At 63.8% G+C, this 19,963-nt stretch carries 17 protein-coding genes and 3 pseudogenes; 10 read left to right on the top strand and 10 right to left on the bottom strand.

The annotated features are described in order from the left end of the window. Positions 1 to 7 precede the first annotated feature (7 nt). Genes ABH915_RS09965 through glnT form a run of 3 tightly spaced genes read right to left on the bottom strand, consistent with a single transcriptional unit; the run spans position 8 to position 3,048 of the window. Positions 8 to 736, bottom strand: a complete 729-nt coding sequence (locus ABH915_RS09965) for a protein glxC (RefSeq protein ID WP_370120515.1) — start codon at positions 734 to 736, stop codon at positions 8 to 10. After that, on the bottom strand, positions 724 to 1,632 hold the full coding sequence (locus ABH915_RS09960; protein ID WP_370120513.1) for a glutamine amidotransferase: 909 nt from the start codon (positions 1,630 to 1,632) through the stop codon (positions 724 to 726). Before ABH915_RS09960 ends, ABH915_RS09965 begins: the two co-directional genes overlap by 13 nt. Positions 1,633 to 1,659: 27 nt before the next feature. Next, positions 1,660 to 3,048 carry a type III glutamate--ammonia ligase gene (gene glnT / locus ABH915_RS09955; protein ID WP_370120510.1) on the bottom strand — a complete coding sequence of 463 codons (1,389 nt, stop codon included), beginning with the start codon at positions 3,046 to 3,048 and terminating at the stop codon, positions 1,660 to 1,662. Positions 3,049 to 3,255: 207 nt separating this feature from the next. On the opposite strand from glnT, the gene ABH915_RS09950 reads away from it, so the two are divergent. From ABH915_RS09950 to ABH915_RS09925, 6 genes are all read left to right on the top strand, one after another. Beyond that, the gene (locus tag ABH915_RS09950) at positions 3,256 to 3,633 is read left to right on the top strand and encodes a cupin domain-containing protein (protein ID WP_370120508.1); all 378 of its coding nucleotides are present in this window, start codon (positions 3,256 to 3,258) and stop codon (positions 3,631 to 3,633) included. Continuing rightward, on the top strand, positions 3,524 to 4,126 hold the full coding sequence (locus ABH915_RS09945) for a dimethylamine monooxygenase subunit DmmA family protein (protein WP_370120506.1): 603 nt from the start codon (positions 3,524 to 3,526) through the stop codon (positions 4,124 to 4,126). The genes ABH915_RS09950 and ABH915_RS09945 overlap by 110 nt, the downstream gene beginning before the upstream one ends. Beyond that, the gene (locus ABH915_RS09940; protein WP_370120505.1) at positions 4,123 to 5,100 is read left to right on the top strand and encodes a 2Fe-2S iron-sulfur cluster-binding protein; all 978 of its coding nucleotides are present in this window, start codon (positions 4,123 to 4,125) and stop codon (positions 5,098 to 5,100) included. The genes ABH915_RS09945 and ABH915_RS09940 overlap by 4 nt, the downstream gene beginning before the upstream one ends. Next, positions 5,097 to 6,098 (top strand): DUF3445 domain-containing protein, encoded by a 1,002-nt coding sequence (locus ABH915_RS09935; RefSeq protein WP_370120502.1) that lies wholly within the window; start codon positions 5,097 to 5,099, stop codon positions 6,096 to 6,098. The genes ABH915_RS09940 and ABH915_RS09935 overlap by 4 nt, the downstream gene beginning before the upstream one ends. Positions 6,099 to 6,173: 75 nt before the next feature. Further along, a complete protein-coding gene (locus ABH915_RS09930; protein ID WP_370120499.1) occupies positions 6,174 to 7,463 on the top strand; it encodes an ammonium transporter in 1,290 nt (429 codons plus the stop codon). Further along, positions 7,456 to 8,010 (top strand): HutD family protein, encoded by a 555-nt coding sequence (locus tag ABH915_RS09925; protein ID WP_370120497.1) that lies wholly within the window; start codon positions 7,456 to 7,458, stop codon positions 8,008 to 8,010. Before ABH915_RS09930 ends, ABH915_RS09925 begins: the two co-directional genes overlap by 8 nt. A gap of 422 nt (positions 8,011 to 8,432) precedes the next feature. On the opposite strand, the gene ABH915_RS09920 is transcribed toward ABH915_RS09925, so the two are convergent. Together ABH915_RS09920 and ABH915_RS09915 are read right to left on the bottom strand one after the other, a co-directional pair. Then, the gene (locus ABH915_RS09920; RefSeq protein ID WP_370120494.1) at positions 8,433 to 9,269 is read right to left on the bottom strand and encodes an IS110 family transposase; all 837 of its coding nucleotides are present in this window, start codon (positions 9,267 to 9,269) and stop codon (positions 8,433 to 8,435) included. Continuing rightward, positions 9,266 to 9,490: a hypothetical protein gene (locus tag ABH915_RS09915; protein ID WP_370120491.1), complete on the bottom strand. Its 225-nt coding sequence runs from the start codon at positions 9,488 to 9,490 to the stop codon at positions 9,266 to 9,268. The genes ABH915_RS09920 and ABH915_RS09915 overlap by 4 nt, the downstream gene beginning before the upstream one ends. Positions 9,491 to 9,899: 409 nt before the next feature. On the opposite strand from ABH915_RS09915, the pseudogene ABH915_RS09910 reads away from it, so the two are divergent. Continuing rightward, a pseudogene (locus ABH915_RS09910) lies at positions 9,900 to 10,915 on the top strand (transposase). A 505-nt stretch (positions 10,916 to 11,420) separates the two neighbouring features. Here ABH915_RS09910 and ABH915_RS09905 read toward each other — a convergent pair. The 3 genes and pseudogenes from ABH915_RS09905 to hxlB all read right to left on the bottom strand — a co-directional run. Continuing rightward, positions 11,421 to 11,924: pseudogene (locus ABH915_RS09905) on the bottom strand (glucose-6-phosphate dehydrogenase); the annotation flags it as partial. Positions 11,925 to 12,420: 496 nt separating this feature from the next. After that, entirely contained in the window at positions 12,421 to 13,044 is a 624-nt protein-coding gene (gene hxlA / locus ABH915_RS09900) for a 3-hexulose-6-phosphate synthase (protein ID WP_370120488.1), read from the bottom strand. 55 nt (positions 13,045 to 13,099) lie between these two features. Then, the gene (gene hxlB / locus ABH915_RS09895) at positions 13,100 to 13,696 is read right to left on the bottom strand and encodes a 6-phospho-3-hexuloisomerase (protein ID WP_370120486.1); all 597 of its coding nucleotides are present in this window, start codon (positions 13,694 to 13,696) and stop codon (positions 13,100 to 13,102) included. Between the two features lie 166 nt (positions 13,697 to 13,862). Here hxlB and ABH915_RS09890 point away from each other — a divergent pair, with 166 nt between their 5' ends. Then, on the top strand, positions 13,863 to 15,176 hold the full coding sequence (locus ABH915_RS09890) for a LuxR C-terminal-related transcriptional regulator (RefSeq protein WP_370120483.1): 1,314 nt from the start codon (positions 13,863 to 13,865) through the stop codon (positions 15,174 to 15,176). Between the two features lie 544 nt (positions 15,177 to 15,720). Here ABH915_RS09890 and ABH915_RS09885 read toward each other — a convergent pair. Both ABH915_RS09885 and ABH915_RS09880 read right to left on the bottom strand, forming a co-directional pair. Continuing rightward, positions 15,721 to 16,276: pseudogene (locus tag ABH915_RS09885) on the bottom strand (transposase); the annotation flags it as partial. 1,178 nt (positions 16,277 to 17,454) lie between these two features. Continuing rightward, on the bottom strand, positions 17,455 to 18,396 hold the full coding sequence (locus ABH915_RS09880) for a 2-hydroxyacid dehydrogenase (RefSeq protein WP_370120480.1): 942 nt from the start codon (positions 18,394 to 18,396) through the stop codon (positions 17,455 to 17,457). Positions 18,397 to 18,605: 209 nt separating this feature from the next. On the opposite strand from ABH915_RS09880, the gene ABH915_RS09875 reads away from it, so the two are divergent. After that, entirely contained in the window at positions 18,606 to 19,145 is a 540-nt protein-coding gene (locus ABH915_RS09875) for a gluconokinase (protein ID WP_370120477.1), read from the top strand. Between the two features lie 292 nt (positions 19,146 to 19,437). After that, positions 19,438 to 19,962 carry an RraA family protein gene (locus ABH915_RS09870; RefSeq protein WP_370120474.1) on the top strand — a complete coding sequence of 175 codons (525 nt, stop codon included), beginning with the start codon at positions 19,438 to 19,440 and terminating at the stop codon, positions 19,960 to 19,962. Position 19,963: the final 1 nt, after the last annotated feature.

The raw sequence follows: 19,963 nt of genomic DNA, 5'->3' as shown, positions 1-19,963 counted from the left end.
TGTCCTTCTAGTACGACGTCGAGTTGTGGACGCTGAAGTGGTAAAGGTTCCGGGCAGATCCGTAGCGCTTGAAGTCCGTAGGGTCTTCGGCGCGGCCCGCCGCGGTGAGCAGCCCTTCGAGTTCCTCTAGGTGCTCGGCCTTCATCGGTTTTTCGATGCAGTCCGCACCGAGGGACGCGACGGATCCCTTGACGTAGATCCGGGCTTCGTAGATCGAGTCGCCGAGGGCCTCCCCGGCGTCCCCGCAGACCACGAGCCGGCCGGCCTGGGCCATGAAGGCCGACATGTGGCCGATGTTGCCGCCGACCACGATGTCCACGCCTTTCATGGAGATCCCGCAGCGGGCGCCGGCGTTTCCGTCGATGACCACGAGTCCGCCGTGGCCGGTGGCCGCGGCCGACTGGGACGCATCGCCCTTGACCTGGACCCTGCCGGACATAATGTTCTCCGCGAGACCCACGCCGGCGTTGCCGGTGATGGTGACCTGGCCCTTTTGGTGCATGCCGGCCGCGTAGTAGCCGGCATGGCCTTCAACGGTGACGCTGACGTCGGCGTTGATTCCGACGGCAAGGCTGTGCTTGCCGCCCGGGTTGGTGACGGTCCAGGCCTGGCCGTCGGTGGCGTGGTGAAGGGCCTGGTTCAAGTCCCGGACCGGGCTGTCGGCAAGGTCAACGCTGAAGGTGTCCGGCGTTGTTGCGTTGGGGCTGTGCGTTTCGGGGGCTGTCAGAGTGACCATGTGTAGACCTTTCCGGGTTCCGGTTCAAAGATGCGGGCGGTTTCGATGCCGGGCAGGGCTGCCAGGGCACGGTATTCGGAGGCCATGGCCACGTAGTCGTCTGTTTCGGCGATGATGGCCGGCTTGCAGGCGATGGGGTCCCGGACCACGGCCATGCTGTCGGCGGTGGTGACGACGAGGGTGTAGAAACCGTCGAAGACCTTGCCCAGGTTGACGAGCGCGGTTTCCAGGTCGTCGCCCTGCTGCAGGCGGGAGGCGATGTAGCGGGCGCCGACCTCGGTGTCGTTGTCGGAGTCGAAGACCACGCCTTCACGAAGCAGGTCCCGGCGGATGGTGGCGTGGTTGGAGAACGATCCGTTGTGGACCAGGCAGAGGTCGTCCGCGACGGAGAAGGGGTGGGAACCGCCGGCGGTCACAGCGGATTCGGTGGCCATGCGGGTGTGGGACAGGCCCTGGCTTCCGGCCATGGCCTCCAAGCCGTGCTCGGCGGCGATGTCCATCGGGTGGCCCACGCTCTTCATGACGGCGACGTGCTCGCCGCGGCCGATGATGGTGGAGCCCGGGAGGGTTTCGCTGACGGCCTTGACCAGCAGGTCGGTCTCGACGCCGGCGTTCACCAGGGTGGTGTCCCCCACCACCCTGACGGCGGTGGCGGCGGAGGCGGGCAGCAGGGTTTCCAGCGCCGCGGTGATGGCGTCGAGGGGCATGCCCTGGTCTTTGCCCAGGAGGCTAAGCGTGGAGGTGCCCTGGGCGACGAGGCCCGGGGTGTCGTAGACGGCCAGGCCGGCGGAGTCCGGTCCGCGGTCCACGATCTGGCACATCATGGAGGACAGGAGGCTGCCCATCTGGGGATGCAGCGAAGGGTTGCGCAGCTGCAGCGCGGCGATTCCGCACATTGTGTGTCCTTTACTTGGTGGGTTTGGTCAGATTGAGGTCAGGTAGGTGCGGATTTCCCAGTCGCTGACCTGGTTGTGCCAGCTCAGGAACTCTTCTTCCTTGGCGTTCGCGTAGTACTTGCCGATTTCCGCGTCGCCGCTGAGACTGGCCAGGATCACCGGGTCTCGGCGGAGCGCCTCGACGGCGTGCAGCAATGTCGCGGGCAGGAAATGGGCCTCCGGCCGGGCTTCGCCCGGGCCGGACGGGGATCCGGGATCGGTTCCGCTGGCGACGCCGTCCAGCCCGGCCTCGATCGCCGTGGCGATGGCGAGGTAGGGGTTGGCGGAGCCGTCCCCGGACCGGAGTTCGATCCGTTTGTCGTCGGGGACGCGGATCATGTGGGTGCGGTCGTTGCCTCCGAACGAGGCCCTCCGCGGGGACCAGGTGGCGCCGGAGGAGCTCGTGGTCGCCCCGGAGCGTTTGTAGGAATTGACGGTGGGAGCGAGGAACGCCTGGAGGGCCGGGGCGTGGTTGAGGATGCCGCCGATGAACGAGTAGGCGAGTTCCGAGAGCCCCAGGCCGCGTCCGCCGTCGTCCCCCGGGAACAGCGCCTCGGCGCCGGACCACAGGGACAAGTGGAAATGCAGGCCGGTGCCCGTCCGGTCCGTGAAGGGCTTGGGCATGAACGTGGCGGTCATGCCGCGCTGTTCGGCGAGAATGTTCAGGATGTAGCGCAGGGTGACGACGCGGTCGGCCGTGGTGAGGGCGTCGGCGTAGTTGAAGTTCTGCTCGAACTGCCCGGCGGCGTCCTCGTGGTCATTGGCGTAATTGCCCCAGCCCAGCCCGTTCATCGCCTCAGAGATGGAGGTGAGGTGGTCGTACATGCGGGTGACGCCGCGGGCGTCGTAGCAGGGGTGGGGTGAATCGTCCTTGGCATCGGCGGTGCTCAGGGAGCCGTCGGGGTTCTTGTTGACCAGGAAGTACTCAACTTCGGCGCCCACTTTGGCCTGCATGCCCTGCCCGGCCAGCCGGGCCAGCGTGTTTTTGAGGATGACCCTTGGGGCGAAGGGCCAGGGCCTGCCGTCCACGTGCGGGTCGCAGTGGATGATCGCCAGGCCCTCCTTGATGAACGGCACGGGCGTGAAGGAGGTGAGGTCGGGGACGGCGATGAGGTCCGAATCCTGCGGCTTCTGGCCGATCAGTCCTGCCGCGTAGCCGGCGAAGCCCATGGCACCGGCCTCGAGCTCATCCGCGGCTTCAACGGGAACAAGCTTCGCGCACGGTTTGCCGGTCATGTCCACGAACGTCGCCAGCAGGAACCGCACGTCATGGGCCTTGGCGATGTCCGCCAGGGAGATGTCTCCGGCGTCCGAGGGCACCGCGGGGGTTGATACGGCAGAAGTGCTTGGTAATGCAGGGGTTGCGAGACTTGTCATCGGAACTGTCCTGTTCAATCGGTGTTACCTGTTATGAAACATTGTTGAATCACAGTAGTCAAAGTGATGTTTCCTGCGAGCACCCTCCGTGTTAAATCTGCGTGACCGGGTTCGGAGCTGACTGCAACGCGAAATTAACGTCAACGAAACCCAGCATCGTTCACTGTCGTGAATCATGGTTTCACCCCACTAGTCAAAGGAGTAAGCATGGAAACCACTACAGGCACGCTCAGCAAAGCCGGATCCATCCACAAAGTAGAAGGCGGCTACATCGGGCTGCCGTCGATGAACGAGCCCGGATGCGACGCCGCCATCGGCGACTCCCTCTCCAACCCGGGCGGCGCAGCTATCAGCGCCGGATTCTTCGAATTGAAGGCCTCCGAGCCTTTGGTCTACGAGTACACCTATGACGAAATGAAGGTCGTAGTGCAGGGGGAATTCGTCCTTACCGACCAATCGACGGGGGAAGTGATGCATGCGAAGGAGCGCGATGTGCTGTTTTTCCCCAAGGGCACAACGGTCAAATTTGAGACTCCGGACTACGCGCTGGGTTTCTACACCGGTCACCGTTTCTTCGCTCCCTAGGATATTAATGCGATCCGCATCCATGACTCCGGCGGCAGGAACAGACCTCGGGCCAGGATTCAGTGGGCTCATCTGTGCATCGTTCGGAAAGATAGTTGCCCTCCCGGCGGAATACTCGGGCGGTCGGCCCAGATTTGACTTCCTCTTCGAATCCGCAAACTCGGAATCCCTCTCGCGGCTCAGGGCCGTGCTCGAAATGGCATGTGTTGGGGTTCGTCTCGTGCTTGCCGGCCCTCCAGCAGACATCCAGGCAGCTGCGGCGGCAGCCGCAGAATGCGGACTCGTGGAGGAAGAAGTGACTCTCCTGAGCGGCGGAGATGGACCCCGTGTCGTCTTTTGCGCCCATTGCCGCACCACGATGGAAACCGTTGAGGCAGTAGGCTCTCAGGCCGACTGTCCAGGATGCTCTACCCCCTTGGCGATCTCTGGCCACTTTTCCCGGCGTATCGCCGGTTACCTCGGATTCGCAGCCAATGCCGAGGAGGCAGCATGAGCGCGACAGCATTCCGGGCCAACATCCACCCCGCGGTGGAGGGGGGCCTCCAGCTAGAGGTGACGAGAGTCAGTGTTCAGACCAGCTCCGTTACCACTATCACGCTCGGTGATCCGTCAGGGACGCCGCTGCCTCGCTATGTCCCGGGGAGCCACATTGTGGTCCAGTACGGCGACGGCGCGAACGCGTATTCGCTCACGGGTTCGGGCAGTGCCCCGTTCGAATACGCCATCTCTGTCCTGCGGGTTGAGGACGGTGTCGGCGGGTCGCTGGCCATGCACCGGCTCGCGCCGGGTGACCGTGTTCGAGTTTCGCGTCCCCGCAGTGCCTTCGCCCCGGTGGCAACCGCCAGGCATCACCTGCTGATTGCCGCAGGAATCGGAATTACGCCGATGCTCTCGCACGCTCGGGCAGCCGCAGAATGGGATGCTGCTGCATCGATGATCTACGTATACCGGCCGGAGGCGGGAGCGCACGTGCCGGAAGCGAGGGAACTGCTCGGAGCCGCCCTGACTGAATGCACGGATCGTGGCAGCTTCCAAAAGGAACTGACGGAAAAGCTCACGACCCAGAAACTTGGAACACATCTCTACGTCTGCGGTCCGGCTGCATTCATGGACACCGTGCTGGGGCACGCCCAAGAGCTTGGGTGGCCGAAGACACGGTTGCATTCGGAGCCGTTTGGCACCCCCGCGCTGGACGAAGGCCAGCCATTCACAGTCAACCTGGTCCGCAGCGCCACCACCTTGGAAGTACCGGCGGGCGTTTCGTTGCTGGAGACCCTCGAAAAGGCAGGAAAGAGTATTCCCAACATGTGCCGGAAGGGCGTCTGTGGTGAATGTTCTGTTTCGGTTCTGCGCGGAACGCCCCAGCACCGTGACCTCTACCTAGGCGAGGAGGAAAAGGTCGCGAATACCACCATGATGTGCTGCGTTTCACGCAGTCTAGACCAGGAATTGGAGCTGGACCTTTGAGTACAAACGTCATCGACAAAGACCGCGGCACGGCCGTGCTGCCGGAACGCATCAGGCGCTTTCCCTTCCCCTTCCGCAGTGACAGCTACCGTTACAGCACCAACGTCGAGCCCGCCCTTAAAGCAGTGGAGACAGAAGCCGGGGAATGGGGGTCCCGACTTCTGGACATCGACGAACACTACCTTCAGGAACTGAAGGAACGCGATGGGGTGCTGAACAGGGATCCCACACGTATGCAGGTCCTCCCCCACATGCGACCTGCCGTGTGGGATGCAATCGCCACTCTGTTGCCGGCGATGGCGGAGGAACACCCGGAGGCGATGTCCTTCCACCGTGAAGGGAATGTCTGCCGCTGGGGGAACACCCTGCAGAACTTAGCAATTCAGTTCACCATCGGCGACGACGATTCCCTGCCTATGAGCCCCTTGCGGTTCCTGGGCAGCCAAATCCAGGACGACATTGCACTCCTCGACCATCGTGAGGATGCCCTCTGGCTTGACGCCGGTCTCGTTACCTTTGCCGCCGACTGGTCCTTTGGATTCGACGTGGGCATGAAATTCCTCGAAGTCCACGGCCCCGTTCCCCGAGTCCACGAAGAGCACATCATCACACGGGCTCATCAATTCCTTTTGCGGCTCCAGCCGGGGGAAAAATACCGCAGAACCAACTGGACGATGACCGTGGACCGGCGTCTGGACACCTCCACCGAAACCTACCCCGAATGGGCACAAGACCGCGCAACCGTCGCCGAGGATCCCGCGTTGCCGGACAGGCTCCACCTGCGGGTCGAGGTTCAGCATCTCATCCGACTCCCCCACTCCGGGGCAGTGCTGTTCCTCGTCCGGACCCACCTTCTGTCCCTCTCAGACATTGCCGAGGTACCGGCCTGGCGAGAACGTCTGGGCCGTGTCCTGGCCGAACTCCCGGAAGACATGGCCGAGTACAAGGGCATCAGCCGCTACCGCGAGGCCGCCTCGGCCTGGTTGCTCGCCCTCTAAGCAAGCGCTTGGCCACGATTCAACTATTTCTGGCCGACTCGGCCCCCAAACCCATTCCCCCTGATTGGAGCTCCCATGAATTCTGGAGATGTCGCCTGGATACTCGCAGCCAGCGCGCTGGTTTGCATGATGATCCCTGCCCTTGCCCTCTTCTATGGTGGCATGGTCGGATCCCGCCGGATCCTGAACATGATGATGATGTGCTTCGGCGGCGTGAGCATCGTCGCAGTCCTATGGGCCGTATTCGGATACTCGATGGTCTTCGGCAACTCTATAGGCGGCGCCGGACTCATCGGCGACGTCACTGAATACTTCGGCATGGAACAGCTGCTGGCAGAGGACCCGAACGCACCCATACCCGCAGCCCTGTTCGCGGCCTTCCAACTGTTCTTCGCAGGCATCACGACTGCCATCATCGCCGGAGCCGCAGCCGGACGCATGAAATTCGGCGCATGGATGACCTTTGCCGCCCTCTGGGCAACTCTCGTCTACTTTCCCGTTGCCCACTGGGTGTTCGCCTTCACATCGGCGGACGGCTCCGTGACCGGCGGCTGGATCGTCAACAGTCTCAAAGCTATCGATTTCGCCGGCGGAACCGCCGTGCACATGAACGCCGGAATCGCCGCCCTGGCTCTCGCCCTGGTTCTGGGGCGCAGCGCCGGCTGGCCCAAGAGCGAACACACCAAACCCCACAGCCGTCCTCTCGTCCTGGTCGGCGCCGGCCTCCTCTGGGCCGGCTGGTTCGGCTTCAACGCCGGCTCGGCACTCACCGCCGGGCACTCCGCATCCGTGGTTTTTCTCAACACTGCGGTAGCTGGCGCGGCCGGCCTGCTCGCGTGGGCCCTGGTCGAACGCATCAGACTGGGCAGCGCCAGCAGCATGGGTGCCGCCTCCGGCTTGATCTCAGCACTCGTCGCCATCACACCCGCCTGCGGAGCCGTCAGCCCGCTCGGTGCCCTAGCCATCGGCCTCATCGCCGGAGCAATCTGCTCCCTAGCCATCGAGCTGAAATTCCGGCTCGGCTTTGACGACTCCCTCGACGTCGTCGGCGTTCACCTGATCGGCGGCATCATCGGAACCCTGCTGATCGGCTTCTTCGCCACCGACGCCGCCCCCAACAAAGTCAACGGACTGTTCTACGGCGGAGGCTTCGATCTGCTGGGCGTTCAAACGCTGGCGACAGTCGCCGTGCTCGCATACTCCTTTGCCGTGACCTGGATCATCGCAAAAATCCTCCACATCACCATGGGCCTGCGCATCCATGAGGCCGATGAGCTCCTCGGCATCGACATCGCCGCACACTCCGAGGCCGCATACCTCATCGACGAAGAACCCGTAGAACTCGGCTCCCCGCACCGTGCCTAGATCTGCCCGGACCATTTCGCCGCTGCACCACCCTGTACGTTCAATTATTCGAGCGGAAGGCTTGCCCCGAATCCCATGGGCAAACGGGGCAGGCACGACCCGTGAAATCGCAATTTCTACACCTTCACCGGTTGCCACCGATTTCTCGTGGAGGATCAGCGTGGCCGACATTGTCGAGGAGGCCGATTTCTCAACATTTGAGGGTGCCGACAGGCATTTCTTGCTTGTATCCTCAGGGTTCCTAGTCCTGGACGTCGAAGGATCACGCCGGGACGTGATCCAGGGTCGACCCGAGACATTCACGGGCGAGGACCTCGTTAGGGTCAAAGAGATCAGCGAGCCCGTATCTGTCATTAACCTGATCGCCAAGAGATCCGTTTGTTCAAGCAGGCTCGACGTGAGGCATTTGGATGGGCCTTACCACCCTCGACCCCACAACTGTGGCCATGGTCCTTCATACGGGGGCCGCCCAGACAAGGGATGGTCGAAACTTGGAACCAATGGAATTTCTCGTGCAGGGACAGGAACCCGAAACACTTCATTTTGACTCCGCAGTTGCGACCACTATCCATGCCTGGCCTCACTCCAGCCTCTGAAGCGATACAACACGGAGGATCCTGGCCACAAGACAAGGATCCAAACGTTCCTCTTCACCTGAGTAGGACATAGCACCTGATATGTAGGGTTTCTTTGTCAAGAGGGCAAGGGTGAGCGGTCCAGGGCTGGTTTGTCTTGGACCGCTCCTTTGTGTCCGTTCCCTGCTTGGTCCAGTGGGCTGGCGCGTCTTGATCGACGGCGCTGTCAGACTGATATGCGCGGGTTGGTTACCGCAGGACGAGGTGTTCGGCTGGAGGGGTGCCGCTGGTCTAGCGATGTCGGGCGTCGCCGGTGCTTGCCGGTTGTCCATAGGTGTTTCGCGGGTCTCCTCCACGCTGCCGAGCCATCAGGACAGGGCCGGGAACGGCACGTCTATTCATCCGTCCACGGCTGCTCCCGTTGGACCGCGGCGGCGAGGGACCAGCACCAGCCGGCCAATGCCCGGGCGACGGCGACATTGGCGATGACCCGGCGTTTGTGCCGTGCTTCGAACTGCTCCCACTTGTGGTGCAACCGGTGGTTCCCCTGGTGTCCGCGGACCCGGGAGGCCTCGTCGGCTGCATCCCAGCGGGCACGCATGTCCCGGCTGGCATTGTTGTAGGGGCGCCGGTGGTGCCACGCGGCCTCGACCAGCAGCCGGCGGGCGTGGGCGTTCCCGGTCTTCGTGATCGGTCCCTGGGACCGGGACGCCCCCGAGGAATGCACGGAGGGGACCAAACCGAGATACGGGCCGATGGTGGAGCCGGTGAAGCGGGTCCAGTCGCCAATTTCCACCGCAAGGCCGAAGGCGGTCAGCACCGAGATGCCGCGCAGACACATCAGCGCCCGCACAACCGGGGCATACGGCTCGGTCGCCGCCATCGCCGTGATCTTCGCATCCAAACGGTCGCGGCGGTCCAGCGTCAGCTCTGCCATTTCCAGTCCGGCCTCGTACGCAGCCTTCAGGGCAGGATCGTCGAAACGCTGGCGGTGCAGCCAGGTGTGGTGGGCAGCGGTCCAGGCATGGCCGCCGGAGTAGACCAGACCGTGGCGCAGCAGTAGCTTCGAGATCCGGTGCCTGGCCCGCATCAGATCCGAACGGACGTCCTCGCGGGCACGTACCAGATCACGGGCCGCCTCCTGAGCCGGACCCGGGACCCGCACCGGGGTGATTTGCCCGAGCAGCGCCAACCTGGCCAGATGCTCTGCATCGCGGGCATCGGTCTTCACTCGATCCCCGAAGCAGCCAGACACCGTGCCAGCCAGAATCCGGTCGGACCTGCCTCATAGACAACCATGACCGTGCCCGGCAGCCCGGATACCCATTCGGCGATCCCGGCATCGTTGGCGGCCAGTCTCTGGTGCAAAATCTCGCCGGTGCCGCGGTCGATCGCGCAGCCCTTCACGCTGCGTGCGTGGACATCCAAACCGACATAGGTACGCTTATTCATGACTGGAACCTCCGGACGGTCAAATGTGGCTCTACCAGTCCACACCCGCAGCAAACTGCGGGCCAGACCACCGGGCGGGCAACCCACGAATCTCTTTGAACCCGGGGTTCCAGTCCTACGTCAGGCGCTCACCACACTTCATATCTCTAATGGGTAGTGACCAGCCAGGGGTTGGTTGGCAGACTGCTTTCCGGACCGCCGTGCGTGACTCCATTCATATCTGACCCGCCTGCGGTGTCTTATAGACGACCTGTCCGCCCGGCGGGCCCGGGAGCAGCCGGCCCACTCCGATGGCTTGATAGAAGGCTGTCCGCTTCGCCTCGGTGGTGCTGCGTGACTCGTTAGAGATTTGCCTCAGGGTGATCCTTCCGGCTGGTTCCGATCAGACCTCTTCGGGCAGGAGCAGCATATGGTCATCGTCGCAGAGCAGTACGCTCACGTCGTCGGCGTGGACACACACGCCAAAACCCACACGTTTTCGGTCCCGGCCGCCTCGACGGGCGCGGTGGTCGGGACCGGCACATTTCCCGCCACCGGGGCAGGCATGAGCCGGGCAGTGGAATGGATTCGCCGCCGAACCCAGACCGGAAACGCCTTGGTGGCGATCGAGGGGACGAGCTCCTAAGGGGCACGGTTGACCCGCCTGCTCGAGATTGAGCGCTTCGCCGTTTGCGAGGCCAGACCTCCGCGGCGGCAATCCCGGCACGCCCAAGGCAAATCCGATGCGATCGATGCCGTCGCCGCAGCCCGAACCGTCCTGGGAACGGCCACGGCCGAACTCATCAGTCCCCGGGCCGAGGGCCTCAGGGAAGCGCTTCGGATCCTGCTGGCAGCCCGGCGTTCGATGGACACCCAACGGACCGGCGCACGCAACGCACTGACCGCCCTGTTGCGGACTCTCGATCTGGGAATCGACGCCCGCTCGCCACTGACTCCTGCCCAAATCGCGACCGTCTAGGGCTGGCGGCCCAGACACAGCGACGGTCCCGCCGCCGTTGTCGCACGGGCCGAGGCGCGGAACTCGAAGCCAACCAGAAGGCCTTGGCCGAGCACGTCGGCCGCATGGCCCCCGGCGTCCTGGCCATCCACGGGGTGGGCCCGGTGACGGCCGCGATCATCCTCGCCGCATATTCACATCACGGCCGGGTTCGTTCCGAAGCGGCCTTCGCCGCTCTCGCCGGTGCGAGTCCCATTCCGGCATCCTCCGGCACCACGAGCCGGCATCGGCTCAACCGCTACGGTGACCGGCAGCTTAACCGCGCACTGGACGTCATCGCCCGGACCCGCAGCCTCACAGACCCCGCCACCCGCGCCTACATCGAGCGGCGCACCGTCGAAGGCAAGAGCCCACGGGAAATCCGCCGGTGCCTCAAACGCTTCATCGCCAGAAAGCTCTTCCGCCAACTCCAGCCACTCATGGCTTGACGCGCCACCATAGAAGGGTCGTCGTCTAGGCCCACAGACGCGACATACACCAAGCGGCGAGTCCACCGGACTTCCATGTCTGCGCTCGTGCTCGGAGATGACGGTCCGGCTGTGGGGCCCTTCTGGTCGACTGCGGCCAGAAGGGCCCCGCGGACGAACGGTTTGCCGGTTTCCACGCCCACGGGGACGAGGACTTCGGCGGAATTTTCGGTCAGGAAGCAAGCAGCGTCCTTGTTCCACACTTCGAAAATCCTGGAATGCTCGGCCAGTTCGATCCCAGCGCCGGAGCGCAGCCGCTCGAACGCTTCGCCGATGACGGATTCTCCAGTGAGCCGGCTAGCTCCCGCCGGGTCCCGTTCGGACAAAATTGTCGTCTTGGCCCTGCTTCGCCAGCAGGGCGTCGGTCTTCCCGGCGGATCGCCTGTGCAGGCAACCGTGGAGCCGTCCCTGGCTAGGTTGCGGGCGAGGCGGGCCTCCATCATCGCAGCGCCGGGACACCGACGTGGCCCAGGCGCTTGCTGGCGCTCAGGTAGAAGGGCACGCCGGACCAGCGCCGGGTGTTGATGTCCACCCGGATCGCGGCGAACGTCTCGGTCTTGGAATCGGCCGGGATGCCCTCCTCCTCCCGGTACCCGAGGACTTCCTCGCCGCCCTGCCAGCCGCCAGTGAACTGCCCGCGGGCGGAGTGGGAGGAGAGGTCCTCGGGGAGCCGGACGGCGGCGAGGACCTTTTCCTTCTCGGCGAGCAGGTCATCGGCGTTGAAGGGGATCGGCTCCTCCATGGCCGTCAGCGCCAGCAGCTGGTGCAGGTGGTTCTGGATGACGTCGCGGGCCGCGCCCACGCCGTCGTAGTAGCCTGCCCGGCCGCCGGTGCCGATGTCCTCGGCCATGGTGATCTGGACGTGGTCCACATAGTTGGCGTTCCAGAGCGGCTCGAAGAGCTGGTTGGCGAAGCGCAGCGCCAGGATGTTCTGCACCGTCTCCTTGCCCAGGTAGTGGTCGATCCGGACAGAAGTTGATGTCGGCGACGACACACGGCACTGGGACTTTCTGCCGGTGCTGTGGCCGGGAGGTCTGTACCGGATGAGCCGGGCCAGCTTGGCCCGCGATTGATAGAGCGTGACCCTGTCCCCGCGAGAAACAAGCGTCGGCTTCCTGTGCACATTCAACAAGCCAGACTATTTCTCCGTCCTCGGGCACCTCATCAACGCATGCGGCGTAGAGGCCCGACTCCATTGATCCGACTTCGACGAGGTCCCCAGAACCGGGAGTTTCCCACTGCATTCCCGGCGGCCAATATGGGAGCGGACGGGTATCGCCGGGCGAAGCCGTGGTTGACGATTCATATCTGCTCCTAACTCTCCCCAGTCGTTGCGGATCGAATGCTGGAGCCGGTGACGACAGCTGAGGTGAGCTGCTTATGGCAGCTAGGATGACGAGACAGCCCCACCGACTCGAACGCGATTAGGCGGCGGGCTGCCCCGGGGACGGCCCGCCGCCCGGGGGCTAGATGATGGCGGCGCGGAGTTCCTTGGCGGCCAGTGCGGGGTCGGCCGCACTGTAGATGGCGCCGCCGGCGACGGCGACGTCGGCGCCTGCGCGCTGGACGGCTTCGATGCTGCGCAAGTTCACGCCTCCGGCCACGGAGAACGGAACGCGGGCTTCTTCCCCGGCGCTGAGCAGACCGTTCAGGTCGTAGCCGGGCCGGGCCTGCTCGTCTAGGCCGGCGTGGAATTCGACGAATTTGGCGCCCAGGGCGCGGGCTTCCTTGGCGCGGGTGACCTTGTCGGTCACGCCGATGAGGTCGACGACGATGCCCTTGTTGTGTGCCTGGCCGGCCTTGACGGCGCCGGCGATGGTGGAGTCGTCGGCGCTGCCGAGCACCGAGACCAGATCGGCGCCGGCTTTGAAGGCGATGTCCGCTTCGAGTTCTCCGGCGTCCATGGTCTTCATGTCGGCGAAGACGATCTTGTCCGGGTGCGCTGCCTTGACGGCGGTGACGGCGGAGAGCCCGGCGGCCTTGATCAGCGGGGTGCCGAGTTCGATGATGTCCACGTACTCGGCGACCTTGCCGGCCAGTTCGAGGGCGTCTTGGACGGTGAGGAGGTCCATGGCTACCTGGAGTTTCATGATGTTGCTTCTTTCTGTAGGGGTTTTGAGAATGTGAAAATTTGCGGGGCCCCCGCTATTCGAGGTTGGCGTGCCTGAGCCAGAGCTGTTCGGCCGATTCGTCGGTGTTGTCCCACAGTGTCTGGAAGACTGCTTCAACCGCCAGGAATAGGACCTGCTCGAAGAGGCTTCCGGAGTACTGGCGCGAAACGCTGGAACCGTGGTCAGTCTTCTGGGCCGCCGGGACGATCACCAGTGCATCCGCGAGAGCGGCCAGGGGCGACCCCGCGTTTGTTGTAACCGCGACAATCCGGGCTCCGGTCCTGGCGGCGGTTTCCGCTGCCCTGACCACACCAGAGGTCGTGCCCGACCCGGAAGCCACCAGAAGAAGGTCGCCGGAACTGATCGCGGGAGTCGTGATGTCGCCGGCGATATGTACCGTCATGCCCAGGTGCATCAGCCTCATGGCTGCCATGCGCAGGACCAGGCCGCTCCTGCCCGCTCCGGCGACGAACACTCGGGGCGCCAAGCCAAGGTGGCCTGCCAGGACGGCCAGTTGCTGTTCGTCAATTAATGCCACGGTGTCGGCGATCTCGTTTATCACAAGGGACAGATTGAGGGCAATGGCTACGGCTTCGTCCACGGCACTCGCCGCGGTTGCTGTCGGATTCACGATTTGTCCCCTTAGATTCGATCATCGGCCTGTCACAGCCGAACGGATGCTTTCTGGCTTATATTCATCGTCTCGAAACGAACGGACAGGGGTAACGCTGTTTTCTGACGGTTTTTACTACACTTTGGAATAGGACCGGCTCGGTCCAGCCCGATAGGCTGTCCGGATGAGCGCAACTACCGACCGGCCCCCGACGGCATTGGCCTCGTCCCTTCCAGGCGTGCAGTGGCCGCTTCTGCAGACCGTGGCAGCATTGGCCGATGCACCCCTGACCCAGATTGCTGAGCGACTGCGTGATGCCTCAGTCCCATATCTGGGAGGCAGTGCGCTGGTCATCTTCACTGAAGACTGCACGGGCCGACCGCAGAAGAAGGCGGGTGCGGAAGATATCATTTCCCGTGTCTCGATCTCCGAACTGGACCGTCTGCGCGCTGCCCTTTCGGAGGAGACGCCATGGTTGGGGGAAGCAGAGATTGCAGGTCAAACCCGTCCCGTGCTCGCCATGAAGTATGCATCCAGCAATGCGCTCCTCGTCCTCACGGATCCGGACCCGGGACTAGCGCACCCGGCGCACAACGACGAACTGGAACTGGTGAAGTATCTATGGCACGTCGCCGCGCGGCGGATCCAGGAGAAGGTAGCCGATGCGCCGCCGTCGTACCTTCTGGAATCCCGTGCGGCCTCCGCTGAACGCGTCCGCGTGACCGGTGAACTCGTCGACTTGCACTCCACGACGCTGGAGACCCTCCTGGCCGCCCTACGCACATCGGCCCTGGACGATTCCGCAGCGCGGTCAACCGCCACGGATCTGACGGCCAAGGCCCTCGTTGCGCTCCGCACGCTCAGCGACCGTACGACAGACCTGGTCGAAGAGCCCGTCGCCACGGCCTTCGAACGCCTGCGGGAGGACATGCGGCCCCTCATGCGCTTCAGCGGCATCGACGTCCAGTTCATCGAGCCGCCGCAAAATGGAAGGGCACTCCCAGGCGAAGTTGCACACGCGGCCCGGGCCATCGTTCGCGGGCTGATACTGGCCATGATGGAACAACCCGAAGTCCGGCGAGTCCGGGCGCAGTGGGACTGCGACGGCGAAAACCTGCTGATCAACGTGCGCGACGATGGTGGCGGTGCCCTCGCGGCCGACGCCCCAAGCATGGGCCGGCTGGACCGCCGCGTGCAAGCCCTCGCCGGACACATGCGGATTGAGGTGATGCCAGGCTGGGGTGCGGACGTCTCCGTCGTCCTGCCGCTGGACGCCCCGGCACGCGCGGCAGGGGATGTTGCCGGCTGGAACCTGGCCGCCAGGGAACTAGAAGTGCTCCAGCATCTTGCCGCCGGCCAACGCAACCGAACAATAGCCTCAGCGCTCAGCATCAGCGAGAATACGGTCAAGTTCCATGTACGGAATCTCTTCAGAAAGCTCGACGTCGCCTCACGGACCGAGGCCATCGCCCTGGCACACAGCCAGGGACTCCGATGAAGGATTAGGACCCGGCGGCACCAGGAAGAGTTTTGCCCTGCCGAGGCAGGACGACACAATTGCCAGCCCACCCGGACGAACAGCCGGACAGCCGGACAGCTTAATCTGGCCCCGAACCGTCGGCGCAAGGGAGCAACGGGCAACGGGCAACGGGCAACGGGCAACGGGCAACGGGCAACGAAACAGCATAGAAGGCGGCCGTCCGCTAAGTAGCGATATCCAGTCGACACTATTCAGCCGCTAGGCAGCGCGAGCGTGTAGAACGCGACCTGATCGACAGACAAGCTGGGCGATTCTCAGCCAGACCCAATGCAGGTGTGAGCATCGTCCTGCGGGGCGTCTTCAGCCAGGGTTGATTTCACGCTCGGGCGGTGCTCACACCCGGAAACTAGCCGGCAGGCGCCTTCCTGGACTCCAGGCGTTCTGGTTCTCGGTGGCCGGAATTGTCGCAGTTGAAGAACGGGCCGTGGGGGTCCAGGACGACGCGCATGTGGGGGACGTAGGTGGGCAGCAGCTGTTCGTGCACGAATTCCTCGGCCGAGCCGAAGAACGGGGTGTTGCGCACCTGCCCGTCACGGACCTTCACTACGATCGCGTCCATGAAGAGCACCGGATAGACTGGATCCAGTGGACGGGCAGACCACTCCGCGAGTTCGCCAACCACCTTCTCCGTGATGCGGCTGATGGTGTCTTTGGAGACCTTGGCCCCGTAGACCTCCTCGAAGTGCGCAGCGATTTCCCCGGTGGTCAATCCCCGGGGCGGACAGCGAGAGGACGATCTGGTCGATCCCGTCCAAACGTCGTTTTCGCTTGGGCACAATCACCGGCTCGAAAGACCCGTCCCGATCCCGGGGCACCTCAATCTCGACCGGGCCGATCTCGGTCAGCACGGTCTTCGACCTGGTGCCGTTGCGCATGTTGGCTGCGATCGGCGTCTGGCCATGCTCGTGGCCCAGGTACTCGGTCAGTTCCGCTTCCAGCGCGGTCTCCAGCACATTCCTCGTAAGCTGGCTCAGCAGCCCGCCCGGGCCTACCAGGCTCACGCCCTGCTCCTTGGCCTGCGTGAGCAACCGTTCCGCAAGCTCCTTCTGATCGATAATCTCTCCGTCACAGGATCGATCATTACCCTTGTCATCCCGGTCGTGGACTCTGACACGACCGTCTCCTTTCGGATCAAGCCGGACCCTCCCACACCGTTCTTCCTACAGTCCCATCTGCCAGGGTGTGAGGACTGCGGTTATGACATATGGCTCGGAAGTCTGTAACTACCGCAGTCCGTGAGTCCGTTTCTGGACAGGACAGCGATGATTCCGTCCGCCTTCGCTTGACCAAAGGTCCAATATCGGCGTGATGTAATCAGCTGAAGCGGCTCCCCCAGCGATGGCACAGATGGCGAAAAGGGGGCGTTGACTTCGACCCTGCGGGCTCGACCGCTTCTGTTTGATGAAATGTTTCTACGGAGCCCCTGTAGGTCCTTGGCAACCTGGGCCAAGGCTTTTCGCCTGAGTACCGTTTCACGTTGGGTGCTCGCGGGGCTCACTGGGGGCGGCATTTTGGAAGCCTGCGCCGGAATCGATGGCGCCTCTGCAGTCGGGCACCTGATGAGGGCGAACGGATCGTGAAAAATCCCGGTGTCTGTCTTACCCAGTTTCACAGGCTGAACACACTCTTTCCGTCGTCAATGTATTGGCCTGTCGGCTGTCTTCTCTATTGGAGGTATCTAAATGCTCCATGCGGCTGTGAACAGGGGCATTCATCCTTGTGTGTCGCCCCGAAATTGGGGGCCCGGCGGGCGCCGCAGGCCAGACACTCCAGCCCGTGGCGCCGCGACAGTTGCCACGCTGGGTCCCGCCTGCCGAACTCGACTGCGTCCCAGTCGCGGCCATCGACGGTGCTCAGTGCTCACTTCACGACGAGGCGACCTTCCCGCAATGTTCCCGCGCCGGCCGTCAAGGCCTCGAAGCTGCCGCCCGGAGCTGACTTGAGCAGGCTTGCGAGCAGTCCCGGGCCGGCGGTCAGCAGGTCATCGGCGTCTCGGTTGTCGGAGAGGAGATTCCGGTACCGATTCCTGGTCCGCGGATGCGCCGGGACCGGTCGTCAAAGGTTGACGCTGCACAGGCCCGGGCGCCATGGAGGTGTCGAGCTCCCGGTCTTCTTTGCGACCGGGCCGGGACTGTGGTGGTCGAGGGATCCTGCGGGTTTGATCCGCTGTCGGTCAGTTCATCCGTTGACAGGTGGTGTTCCCTTGGTGCATTGGTGGCCGTTGATTTCACGGGCTTCAGAAGGGCCCTGTCTGGACGAGGTTGGCAGGTGTTCGGCCCTCGGCCAGGGCGACCAGCTGCCGTGTCAGCAGCTTGCGGATCCGAGGCTCGAAGGCGGAAGCGTTGCCGCCAATATGGGGTGTGATGAGGGCATTTGGTGCTTGCCAGAGGGGGTGTTCCTTCGGCAGCGGTTCGGGGTCTACGACGTCTAGTGCGCAATGCAGGCGGCCGGAGGCCACTTCTGCCGTCAGAGCGTCCGTGTCCACGACGGGTCCGCGCCCGACGTTGACCACAAGGGCGCCGTCAGGCAAGGCTGCCAGGACTTCAGCATTCACGAGGTGATGTGTGATGTCGTTCAGCGGGGTAACGGTGACCAGGACGTCGTGACTGGAGGCCAGTCGGGCGAGGTCCTGCACGGAGTGGACAGGGCCGTGCTCGTCGGTCCGTGCCGAACTGCCTACCCGCGTCAGCTCGACTTCGAAGGGTTCCAGCCGCCGGGCTATTTCGTGGCCGATTCCTCCCACGCCCACCAGCAGGACGCGACGGTCTGCCAGAGACAGTCTGCGTTCCGGTCGCCAGCGCCGATCCAGTTGGTTCCGCGCCGCGACGTCAATGCCCCGCAGTTTAGCCAGGATGAGCCCGACGGCAAGCTCTGCCGTGGCGGCCGCGTGGACCCCTGCGGCGTTGGAAACTCCTGCGGCCGGACCGGCCGCTTCGACGATGCCGTCATACCCCGTGGACTGGGCTTGCACGAACACGAGGCCGGGCACCTTCCGGAGCTTCCCCAGCACCTCGCCCGCGTTCAGATAGGGGAGGATCACGGCGTCGATGTCATCCACCCCTGCCCCCTGCGGAGAAGAGCGAAGGTCCCACACCACGGGGTGCAGCGACGGTGGCAACGGCTGGAGGCGTGACAGCAGCTCGGCGTCCGGAAAGCTGACGGTGTGAACCAGTTGCATGGGGGCCTTTCGTGGTGCCGGGATAGTGAGGGCCCAGTTGAACCCGAGGAGATATGAGAATCTTTTCTCAAATTCGGCCCGCAGTCAAGAGTCCAGAGTGACAAGTTCCCCGACATTGACTTGCGCAGAAAATTTGAGAAACTGTTCGCAAGTGTGAATTGAATCTCATAACCTCCGGGCGATGACGCCCGGAGCGAAAGGAGCCCGCAATGGGTAGCAAGCCACTCCCGCCCCTGATGGTCATGGGCGTCTCCGGTTCAGGAAAATCCACCCTCGGCTCACTGCTCGGCGAAAGGCTCGGTCTGCCCTTCGTGGACGGCGACGACCTGCACCCGGCAGCCAACAAAGAGAAAATGGGCTCGGGAATCCCCCTAGGCGACGAGGACAGGCGGCCATGGCTGGAGGAGATCGGCCGGACACTCCGGGAAGCCCGCGGGACCGGGGCCGCCCCGATCATCGCCTGCTCGGCATTGAAGCGCTCCTATCGCGACCTGCTCAGGCTGCAAGTGCCGGACCTGGTCTTCATCCATCTCACGGGCGGCCGCGACGTGCTTCTGCAGCGAATGAATGCCCGCCGTCACGAGTTCATGCCGGCAAGCCTGCTGGACTCACAACTGGCAGCCCTGGAACCCCCCGCCGCGGATGAACGGCACATACGCGCCGACTTCCAGCTCCCGCCGGAAAGCCTTCTCGGGCAAATCTGCACCGACCTCGATACCCTTTCCACACACCCACAGGCCGCGCACTGACAGCCGCCGCCGTTCAGGGCGGCCGCGGCTGAACCAGCGTCGGACCAACGCGAACCTTTTACATTCCGGAAACAGAAAACCCTTGACGGATGGAAAATAAAACGCGAAACTTTTCTCATATGTGATTGACGTCTCAAGGCGTTGGACTCATCCCAGACCCTTCCAAGCCCAAGGTGGAACACAATGGCAACAACGCTCGAACTCACAGTCCGCGCCGCATCCTGGACCCGGCCGCCCCCGCGAGCTGGTCAAGGCATTCGAGAAGTTTCCCGTCGCCAACATCGGGGACGCCATGGAGCGCCTCGGTCTGGTCGATGGAAACATCAATCCCGTCTGGTCCGGCGCGCACTGCGTCGGATCGGCAGTGACGGTCCTGGGCGCTGCCGGGGACAACGCCGCCGTCATCGAGGCGCTGAACTACATTCAGCCCGGTGATGTCGTGGTCATCAACGGGTTCGGGCACGAGCACCGGGCACTGGTGGGCGAACAACTGTCCCAGCGTTTCGAGGCGGCGGGCGCAACGGGCGCCGTCATTGACGGGTATATCCGGGACCGCGCCACTATCACCGAGATCAAATTCCCGGTCTTTGCCCGGGGCACGACGCCGGCCGGACCGTTCAAGAACGGCCCCGGCGTGATCGGCGAACCCGTCGCCATCGGCGGCATCGTCTGCTCTGCAGGTGACATCGTGGCCGCCGACGACGACGGAGTCGTCATCATCCCGCAGGCCCGCGCGGCCGAAATCCTGGAACGTGTCATCGCAGTCGCAGCACACGAGGCCGAAATGACGGCCGAAATTACCCGCGCATACAGCTAGA

The sequence above is a fragment of the Arthrobacter sp. MW3 TE3886 genome, from assembly GCF_041262145.1.
Lineage (GTDB): Bacteria > Actinomycetota > Actinomycetes > Actinomycetales > Micrococcaceae > Arthrobacter.
This window is presented reverse-complemented; position numbering and strand designations above follow the sequence as displayed.